This window comes from Cupriavidus consociatus (assembly GCF_017814975.1).
Lineage (GTDB): Bacteria > Pseudomonadota > Gammaproteobacteria > Burkholderiales > Burkholderiaceae > Cupriavidus > Cupriavidus consociatus.
Genome location: NZ_JAGIQA010000075.1, coordinates 1 through 7,096 on the forward strand (window position 1 = coordinate 1; position 7,096 = coordinate 7,096).

Consider the following 7,096-nt stretch of genomic DNA (forward strand, 5'->3'; position numbering starts at 1 on the left):
ATCTCCGAGCCGGCACCGCTGGACACCACCAGCGGCACCACGCCCATGATGAACGCGAACGACGTCATCAGGATCGGACGCAGGCGCAGGCGGCTGGCCTCGATCGCAGCCTCGACCACGGTGCGGCCGTGATGCTCCAGCTCGCGCGCGAACTCCACGATCAGGATCGCGTTCTTCGCGGACAACCCGACCAGCACGATGAACCCGATCTGCGTGAAGATGTTGTTGTCGCCCTGCGTCAGCCACACGCCCGTCATGGCGGCCAGCAGGCTCGTCGGCACGATCAGGATCACGGCCAGCGGCAGCGTCAGGCTTTCATACTGGGCGGCCAGCACCAGGAACACCAGCAGCACGCACAGCGGGAAGATCCACACCCCCGCATTGCCGGCCAGGATGTCCTGGTAAGTCAGCTCGGTCCATTCGAAGCCGATCCCCTTCGGCAGGGTTTCGGCCGCGATGCGCTCGGCGGCGGCCTGCGCCTGGCCCGAAGAGAAGCCCGGCGCCGGACCGCCATTCAGGTCGGCGGCCGTGAAGCCGTTGTAGCGGATCACGCTATCCGGGCCAAAGCTCTGTTTGACCTGCACCAGCGACGACAGCGGCACCATCTCGCCGCTGGCGCTGCGCGCCTTCAGCTGGAGGATGTCCTCGGCATGCTGGCGGTACTGCGCATCCGCCTGCACCTTGACCTGGTAGGTCCGGCCAAACTTGTTGAAGTCGTTGACGTAGGCGGAACCCAGGTAGGTCTGCAGCGTATCGAACACATCGGTCACCGGCACGCCGAGCTGCTTGGCCTTGGTACGGTCGAGCTGCACGTCAAGCTGCGGCACGTTCACCTGGTAGTTGCTGAAGATGCCGGCGAGCTCGGGCGTGGCGCGCGCCTTCGCCATGAACGCGTTGGTCGCATTGAACAATTCATCGTAGCCGAGCGCGGCACGGTCCTCGATCATCAGCTTGAAACCGCCAATCGTGCCCAGGCCCTGAACCGGGGGCGGCGGGAACACGGCAATGAACGCGTCCTGGATCGCCGCATACTCCTTGTTCAGGTCCGCGGCAATGGCCTTGCCCGACAGCTCCTTGCCCTTGCGCTTCTCGAACGGGTCCAGCGTGACAAAGACGATGCCGGCGCTCGGGCTGTTGGTAAAGCCGTTGATCGACAACCCCGGGTAGGCAACTGCCGATTCCACGCCCGGATGCCTGAGCGCGATCTCCGACATGCGGCGCGTCACGTCCTCGGTGCGGTCCAGCGTGGCGCCGTCGGGCAGCTTGGCAAAGCTCACCAGGTACTGCTTGTCCTGCGCCGGCACGAAGCCCTTCGGCACGAGCTGGAACACGCCCCAGGCGGCCACCAGCATCACCGCGTAGATGGCGAATACCGAGCCCTTGCGGCGGATCACACCCTTCACGCCGCGGCCATAGCTTTCGGAGCTGCGGCCGAAAAAGCGGTTGAAGCGGGTAAAGAACTTGCCGAAGACCTTGTCCATGCCACGCGTCAGCCAGTCCTTGGGCGCGTCATGGCTCTTCAGCAACAGGGCCGACAGCGCGGGCGAAAGCGTCAGCGAGTTGAAGGCCGAAATGATGGTCGAGATCGAGATCGTCAGCGCGAACTGCTTGTAGAACTGGCCGGTCAGTCCCGTCATGAACGCCAGCGGCACGAACACGGCGATCAGCGTCAGCGCGATGGCGATGATGGGACCGCTCACCTCGCGCATGGCCTTGTAGGTGGCTTCCTTCGGCGACAGCCCTTCCTCGATATTCCGCTCGACGTTCTCCACCACCACAATCGCATCGTCCACCACGATGCCGATGGCCAGCACCAGCCCGAACAGGCTCAGCGCGTTGATCGAGAAACCGAACGCGTGCATCAGGCCGAAAGTACCGACGATCGACACCGGCACCGCCAGCAGCGGGATGATCGATGCGCGCCACGTCTGCAGGAACAGGATCACCACCAGCACCACCAGCAGGATCGCCTCGAACAGCGTGTGGACCACCGCATCGATGCTGTGGCGCACGAACTGGGTGGGGTCGTAGACGATGCTGTAGGCCACGCCTTCCGGCATGTCCTGCTTCAGCTCGGCCATGGTTTTGCGCACCTCGTTCGAGATTTCGATCGCGTTCGCTCCCGGCGACTGGAAGATGAGCAATGACAAAGCGGATTTGTTGTCCAGCTGCGAACGCAGCGCGTATTCCGACGCACCAAGTTCGATGCGTGCGATGTCCTTCAGGTACGTGACCACACCGTCAGGCGAAGTCTTGACGATGATCTCGCCGAATTCTTCCACCGTCTGCAGCCGACCCTGCGCATTCACCGACAGCTGCAGGTCGGTGCCCGGCAGCGCCGGCGACTGGCCGAGCACGCCTGCCGCCACCTGCACGTTCTGCTCGCGGATGGCGCGCACCACGTCCGACGCGGCGAGCCCGCGCTCGGCGATCTTCTCCGGATTCAGCCACACGCGCATCGAGTAGTCCCCCGCGCCGAACAACCGCACCTGGCCCACGCCCTGGATCCGCGCGATACGGTCCTTCACGTTGATCAGCGCATAGTTGCGCAGGTAGGTCGTGTCATAGCGGTCGTTGGGCGAGACCAGGTGGACCACCATGGTCAGGTCAGGCGAGCTCTTGACCGTGGTGATGCCCAGGCGGCGCACGTCTTCCGGCAGGCGCGGCTCGGCCTGCGAGACGCGGTTCTGCACCAGTTGCTGCGCCTTGTCGGGGTCGGTGCCCAGCTTGAAGGTCACCGTCAGCGTCAGCGTGCCGTCGGTATTGGCCTGCGAGTTCATGTAGAGCATGTCCTCGACGCCGTTGATCTGCTCTTCCAGCGGCGTGGCCACGGTCTCGGCGATCACCTTCGGGTTGGCGCCCGGGAACTGCGCGCGCACCACCACTGACGGCGGCACCACTTCCGGGTACTCCGAGACCGGCAGATTGAACATCGAGATGGCGCCGACAAGGAAAATCAGCACCGACAGCACGCCCGCGAAGATGGGGCGGTCGACAAAGAATTTAGAGAAATTCATCTTGGTCTCGGCAAAAGCAGTCACCGCTGGCGGTCCGCCAAGGCGGAGGCCATGTGCAACCTCAGGGGAGAAATACGGTTCGGGCAGTGGCAGAGGGCGAGACTCAGCTCACCCTGGCCTTGCCGGCCTCGCCGGCCTTCCCGTCAGCCTCGGCCTGCTTGCGGTCGGTCGTGCTGCCACGCGACTCCAGTTCGCTGCGGTAGGCCATCGCCACCGGCTTCGGGGTCACGGTGTCGCCGGGGCGCACGCGCGTCAGGCCGTTCACGACGATGTTCTGGCCCGGCTGCAGGCCCTTGCGGATCACGCGAAGCCCTTCGTAGGTCGGTCCCAGTTCGACTTCGCGGTACGCGAGCTTGTTGGCCTTGTCCACCAGCAGCACGAACTTCTTGCCCTGGTCGGTGCCGATGGCGCGGTCATTGACCAGCGCGGCGGGATACGGCGAGCCGCCGCCGAGCTTGACCTTCGCGTACAGGCCCGGCAGCAGGCGGCTGTCCTCGTTGTCGAAGACCGCGCGCACGCGGATGGTGCCGCTGCGCGTGTCGAGCCGGTTGTCGATCGAATGAATCCGGCCCTTGTGCGGATTGCCAGTCTCGTTGGCCAGGCCCAGGAACACCGGCAGGTCGCCCTTGCCGCCGCCAGCGCTCGGCGCCGTGTAGCGCAGGTAGCTCTGCTCGTCGACATCGAAGCTCGCGTACACCGGCGACACCGATACCACCGTGGTCAGCGGCGGCGATGCCGCGCCAGCCGCCACGAGGTTGCCCGCCGTGATCTCCGCGCGCGACACCCGGCCCGTGACCGGTGCAACGATGCGGGTGTAGCCCAGGTTCAGCTTCGCCACTTCCAGCGCAGCCTGCGCGCCACGGACGTCGGCCGACAACTCGCTGGCCGCATTGACGCGCTCATCGAACTCGCGGCGCGAGATCGCGTTGTCGTCGAGCAGGCGCTGCGCGCGCGCCTTTTCGGTCTGCGCATGCGACGAGCGTACCTGCGCCGCCGCCAGCGCCGCCTCGGCGCGCGCCACTTCGGCCGCATACGGGCGCGGATCGATCGTGAACAGCTGGTCGCCCTTTTTCACGATCGAGCCATCGCGGAAATGCACCGTTTCAATCGTGCCGGACACGCGCGGACGGATCTCCACGCGGTCCACGGCCTCGATGCGGCCCGAGAATTCATCCCATTCGGTGATGGTCTGGCCCACCACTGCCGCCACTTCCACCGCCGGGGGCGGTGGCGGCGTGGTGGCCTGTGCTTCCCCGCCGTGCCTGGGGCGCAGCAGCGAAGCCGCCACGCCGCACCCCAGGACTGCCACGAGGGCGGCGACGAGCAGCGTTTGTCGAGACTTGCGCTTCATCCTTCTTCACTCCATGCATCTTTGAGATTCTTGAGTCGATGCGCCCTTCCCTCGATTCAGCCTCAAAGCTGGAGGTCACCGCCAGTGCGCTGGGTGGCCATACAGGCTCCGATCACTGTTTCAGCGCCGGAAAACATGCAGCCTCCGACATCTACCCCCCGTGCAGCGCACATTGGCATATCGGAAACATCTGAATGACCCATAACTACGATTCTATTGGTCGTAGTTATAAAGCGCAAGATGTTTTTGATGGAGCAATGCTCAGGGCCGGTGCGCGCGCCCAGCCCATCCATTTATCGGGTCCCCATCGCCCGCACGCAGCGGACCAGGCCTCAACCGGGCGAAACCTGGCTTGCAGTGCGCGCTTCTGTCAGGAAGCGGTGAATCTGTGCGACCACGGCCGCACCCTCGCCGACCGCCGACGCGACGCGTTTGGTGGAACCCGAATGTACGTCGCCGGTCGCAAAGACGCCTTGCACGCTCGTCTGCAGCGGCAGGGTCTGCGGCGGCGCGTCGGCGACGTCGGGGCCCGTCAGCACGAAGCCCTTGTCATCGAGCGACACCCCGCATGTCCGGAGCCAGCCCGTGTTCGGCTCGGCCCCGATGAACACAAACAGGTGTGGACGGCCTGGCGCGGTTCGAGGGTAGCGGAGTCTATTACTGGGCAACGCCGCTCGAAGCCAGGTTGTGCCGAAACGAGCCCGTGCTGCTGACCGCGGGCGGCAATTCTGCGGGACAGGCGGCGGTCTTCCTGTCTTCGCACGCCGAGCATGTGCACATGCTCATCCGGGGCACGAGCCTGGACGACAGCATGTCGCGCTATCTCGTCGAACGCATCCGGTCGCTGCCGAACCTGACACTACATACGCGCATCGAGTTCAGTGCGCTGGAAGGCAGGACGCGACTGGAGCGCGTGCATTATCGTGGCGCGGGAGGGGCCGAGGGCAGCATGACGACCCATCGAAATCCTGGAGCACAAGCAGGCGCGAATTGCCGGCAGCGCCGACGATCACGAGCCCACGCCCGCGCTCTACCGCCAGCGCACGGCGCAGGATCAGCGCGCGCATGATTTTCTCGCCGATGTCGGCTTCCCGAATGATCATCGCGCTGAGGTCGTCTGGTCGCAGCAGCAACGCGTCGACATCTTCGTCGACGTACGCATCCACCACGGCCGGCTTGTTGGAGAGTTGCGTGATATCCGGGGTGAATTCGCCGCGCTGCGTATAGATGTGGATGATCCAGGCCTTCGGGCGCAACGATGCGGACCTTTCCCGAAAGGATGACAAGCACACCGGGACATATCTTGCCGACCTGGTAGAGCCTATTACGACGGCGCCCCCACGATCGCCGGATTGGACCGCACTGGCGTGTCCGCGGATCCGGCAGGTCGATCCATACCTTGATGGCAGTTTCGCCTGGGCTCCCGGCGGCACGGCCGGCGGGGCCGGCACCTCATGAGCCACAGCGAATGAATGTCGTACACCCGCGAGGCATCCGCGCTATTGCGCGGATGCCTCGCCTTGTTCCGCTATCGCCCGGCCACACCGTAGCGCACCGCGAACTGCCAGCCCAGCTCGGCCAGCGGCACGGCCTTCCTGCCCGTCTCCACGGCATCGGCCGCGGCGGCGTTGCCCTGCCGGGCGCGCTGGCCGATGCCATGCATGATCGCCGCGAGCCGGAAGAAGTTGTAGGCCAGGTAGAAGTCCCAGTGTGCGAGCGCGTGCGTGCCGTTGCTCTCGCCATACCAGCGCAGGTAGGCCCGCTCGTCCGGAATGCCGAGCGCCTGCAGGTCCAGCCCGCCGATGCCGCGCCACAGTTCGGCCGGGATATGCCAGCTCATGCAGTGGTAGGCCAGGTCCGCCAGCGGATCGCCCAGCGTCGAAAGCTCCCAGTCCAGCACGCCGAGCACGCGCGCCTCGGTCGGGTGGAACACCAGGTTGTCCATGCGGAAGTCGCCGTGCACCAGGCAGGTCCGGTCGGCATCGGGAACGTGGTGCGGCAGCCATTCGGCCAGCGCCGCCAGTGCCGGGTTGCCGTCCATGCCGGCATCGCGGCACTGCCCGGACCAGCGTGCAAGCTGGCGCGTCACGTAGCCGCCGGTGCGCCCGAAATCCTGCAGGCCGGCGGCGTGGTAGTCCACCCGGTGCAGCGCGCCGATCACGCGGTTCATCTCGCGGTAGTGGGCAGCGCGGGCCCCGCGTGCAACACCCGGCAGCGACTGGTCGTAGATGACGCGGCCCTGCAGGAAGTCCATCACGTAGAACGCGCTGCCCAGGACAGAGATGTCGTCGCTGTACAGGTGGACTCGCGGCACCGGCACATCGCTGTCGCGCAGCGCCTGCATCACGCGGAACTCACGGTCTATGGCATGCGCCGAGGACATCAGCTGTCCCGGCGGCCTGGTGCGCAGCACGTACTGCCGCGCACCGCACGCGATGCGGTAGGTCGGGTTGGACTGGCCGCCCGCCAGGCGCTCCAGCGACAGCCGGGGCTGCGCGATCAGGCCTTCGCGGTGCAGCAGGGCCGCCAGCGCGGCGCTGTCGAATCCGGTGCCGCCTGCGTCGGGCGTTACCGCATGGGCTGTTTGCATCGATTCATTCTCCCTGAGGCACGTCGTTGCCGGCCCGCCGCGCGGATCAGGCAGACTTGACCATGTCCTCGACCACCTTCTTGGCGTCGCCGAACACCATCATGGTCTTGTCCATGTAGAACAGCTCGTTATCGAGAC

The 7,096-nt window shown here is 65.7% G+C and carries 5 protein-coding genes and 2 pseudogenes; 1 reads left to right on the plus strand and 6 read right to left on the minus strand.

Annotated elements, in window-relative coordinates:
• From J8I82_RS36855 to J8I82_RS36865, 3 genes and pseudogenes are all read right to left on the minus strand, one after another.
• Positions 1–3,017: efflux RND transporter permease subunit (locus tag J8I82_RS36855; RefSeq protein ID WP_209765474.1), on the minus strand; the 3,017-nt coding region annotated here is incomplete at its 3' end.
• 103 nt (positions 3,018–3,120) lie between these two features.
• Positions 3,121–4,368: an efflux RND transporter periplasmic adaptor subunit gene (locus tag J8I82_RS36860; RefSeq protein ID WP_209765476.1), complete on the minus strand. Its 1,248-nt coding sequence runs from the start codon at positions 4,366–4,368 to the stop codon at positions 3,121–3,123.
• 332 nt (positions 4,369–4,700) lie between these two features.
• Positions 4,701–4,988 (minus strand): annotated as a pseudogene (locus J8I82_RS36865) (NAD(P)/FAD-dependent oxidoreductase); the annotation flags it as partial.
• Here J8I82_RS36865 and J8I82_RS38865 point away from each other — a divergent pair.
• Positions 4,988–5,329 (plus strand): annotated as a pseudogene (locus tag J8I82_RS38865) (NAD(P)/FAD-dependent oxidoreductase); the annotation flags it as partial. The pseudogenes J8I82_RS36865 and J8I82_RS38865 overlap by 1 nt on opposite strands.
• Here J8I82_RS38865 and J8I82_RS36870 read toward each other — a convergent pair.
• From J8I82_RS36870 to J8I82_RS36880, 3 genes are all read right to left on the minus strand, one after another.
• Positions 5,247–5,624, minus strand: coding sequence for a hypothetical protein (locus J8I82_RS36870; RefSeq protein ID WP_431831615.1), 378 nt, complete (start codon positions 5,622–5,624; stop codon positions 5,247–5,249). The pseudogene J8I82_RS38865 and the gene J8I82_RS36870 overlap by 83 nt on opposite strands.
• 272 nt (positions 5,625–5,896) lie before the next feature.
• Complete coding sequence (locus tag J8I82_RS36875) at positions 5,897–6,958, minus strand: phosphotransferase family protein (RefSeq protein ID WP_209765478.1); 1,062 nt, start codon at positions 6,956–6,958, stop codon at positions 5,897–5,899.
• A 46-nt stretch (positions 6,959–7,004) separates the two neighbouring features.
• The coding region (locus J8I82_RS36880; protein ID WP_209765480.1) for an NAD(P)(+) transhydrogenase (Re/Si-specific) subunit beta at positions 7,005–7,096 on the minus strand (92 nt) is incomplete at its 5' end.